Source organism: Oleiphilus sp. HI0061 (genome assembly GCF_001635675.1).
Genome location: NZ_LWFE01000026.1, coordinates 1 through 735 on the forward strand (window position 1 = coordinate 1; position 735 = coordinate 735).

General features: G+C 45.0%; 1 protein-coding gene. It reads right to left on the reverse strand.

Features of this window, described 5'->3' with window-relative positions:
* Positions 1-248 precede the first annotated feature (248 nt).
* Positions 249-735 (reverse strand): response regulator transcription factor (locus tag A3735_RS00430; RefSeq protein WP_156499272.1); only part of this gene is annotated, 487 nt, incomplete at its 5' end.

Genomic DNA, 735 nt, shown 5'->3' on the forward strand with positions numbered 1-735 from the left:
GATGATGCCGAACTATCATCTCGCCGCGTTCACAAGTCGGGCCTTGTAGGGAAGCCCTGATCGGAAAACTAATACCTGAAAGACGCAAACATCGCTAAGTAAAAGGCCTGAAGTTTTTACTTAGTACTGCTTGTTTCGATGAGTTTATAATAGGGCTTAGTCAGGCTTAATTAGATCGTCCATAAGGCTTACGCCTAGGCTTAAGTGATATAAAGTGTGATGCGCATCACACTTTATGATCTCGTATATTAGATCAGACCAATGCTTCGTGCTTTTGATAAAGCCTCTGTACGACTCTTTGCTTCTATCTTTCCATATAGGTTGCGAATATGTGCTTTGACGGTGGCCGGTGCGAGGCTTAGCTTCTGAGCGATCTCTTTGTTTGCTAAGCCCTGATCAATCAGGCCGAGCACTTCAAGTTCGCGCGAGCTAAGAGGTTCTAGCAATTGCTTATTGCTCTCCAATGCTGCTGCGCCAGGCAGTTCATCTTGTTGAACAGGCTTGGTCTCATTGCTTAATCCTAATGTTGCGCTCAATTTCTGCAAATAGCTGTCAGGTATGCTGGGATCAGCACCCAGTGCTAGAACCGGAAGAAGCTCAACAGCCTCATTGGTGTAAACAGAGATGAAGCCGTCCTGTGATGCGAGATGTAATGATTCTTTAATTGCTTCTTCGGCTTCTTTTGAGTTGTGGAGGCTATGGTAGATTGAGGCAGAAAGGTTCAATACTTGAATC